Here is a 1456-nt window from a genome sequence, read left to right as displayed (position 1 = left end):
GCCCTGCGCATTGGTAAGGATCGTCACGGCATTCCCGCGCTTCACGTGGTCCAGAATTGCTTTCAATTCCTCGGACACTTTTACGCGAACGTGCGCGCCTGTCTTGCCCTGCCGGAGCGAAAGGCTCTCCCCGTCATACGCGGACCATGTGATTTTCAGCAAATCACCCTGTCGTTGCCCGGTCCAGAGAGCGAGCATCATAGCTCGAACTATTGGCTCGGGCGCGGGTTTGATTGCTGGCTTGTCGCCATCTGCCTTCCTTCCAAAGCGCATGACGGCTATTTCGTCATCCGTCCAAATAAGGTCACGCCGCGTGCCGTCACTGACCTTCTCAACCTTCTCCAGCGGATGACGGGAAATCATTTCCCGATCATAGGCGAACGCTAATATGCGCTGGAGCACGCTCATAAACAGATCAGCTTTGCGCGGGTGCGTGGCTGCGATCTCGTCTCGCCATTGCAAAAAGATCGACCGTGTTCCATGAGCCGATATTCGTCTGGATGGCATGTCGAAAAATTCCGCCTCAATGGCCCTGATTGCGATATCGTAACCCTCTTTGGTGGACGGTTTTAAATTCTGATAGGCGGGCGAATTCACGTATTCCTTGATGATTTCAGCGAGCTTACCTTGATATGGCGTGTCTTCTCGATCCCGCGTTAATTTGAAATATTCCGCAATGAATGCCTTGGTGTTGGGCTTGGCGTGAATTCGTGGACCTCCGCGCCAAGCGTAATAGTAAGTGGCAATATCGCCACTCGCGAGCTTCTTATTCACCCGATGCACGCCTACGAGGTCTACTTCCACGGCGGTTTCTCCATTCTTCCAAACTGTTGCCGCCATAGGCCAATTCCGGGTCTAACGCGGTGTCGTGTTTCAAATCTTCGACAGTCGGGTAGACACGGAATATTCGTCCTCTTTCATCTCTCATTTCAATAGGTACGCCGCGTTTCGTAGCGATCACGGCCATTCTGTCGAGATCGGATTGGCGGATTGAGGCTTTTGCGGTCATTCCTTTCGCCTCCTAATGTGATTTGTATTCGTTTTGTTCACGGTATAAGACAGCCAGCCTTGGAGGCTGTCATGCTGGTATCCTGCACAAACGAGACGTTGGGCGACTGCAAACGGTACGGGTTTATGATTACCGCTTACTGCAACGGGTGCCACCACAGTAAACGTCTTGATATTGACGCCCTGATTGAAAAGCTCGGCCCAGATCATGGTGCGCTCAAGAAAGACCTTGCGCATAAACTGCGTTGCTCGAAATGTGGAGCGAAGAAGGTTCAGCTTCTTTCCTCGCACATCAGTGCGTACCGAGTAACGGGCGGCGGAAACAACTGGGGCGGAACGTGACATTATGCGCGCCCCTTAACTTCAAGTAGCATTTTCCACCCTGCCACCTCAAGGCGATGAAACTGCCGCGCCTGTTCAAGTTCGGCAATCAGATCGATGACAACTG

The 1456-nt window shown here is 52.5% G+C and carries 2 protein-coding genes; both read right to left on the bottom strand.

The genetic code is table 11. From position 1 onward, the window contains the following. On the bottom strand, positions 1-804 hold an 804-nt coding region (locus RCF13_RS06725), incomplete at its 3' end, for a hypothetical protein (RefSeq protein WP_308140986.1). A gap of 201 nt (positions 805-1005) precedes the next feature. Continuing rightward, on the bottom strand, positions 1006-1353 hold the full coding sequence (locus RCF13_RS06720; protein WP_308140985.1) for a hypothetical protein: 348 nt from the start codon (positions 1351-1353) through the stop codon (positions 1006-1008). Positions 1354-1456 lie beyond the last annotated feature (103 nt).

The sequence above is a fragment of the Stenotrophomonas maltophilia group sp. RNC7 genome, assembly GCF_030910085.1.
GTDB lineage: Bacteria > Pseudomonadota > Gammaproteobacteria > Xanthomonadales > Xanthomonadaceae > Stenotrophomonas > Stenotrophomonas sepilia.
The sequence above is the reverse complement of the archived record's forward strand: the minus strand, read 5'-3'. Positions and strand labels throughout refer to the sequence as shown.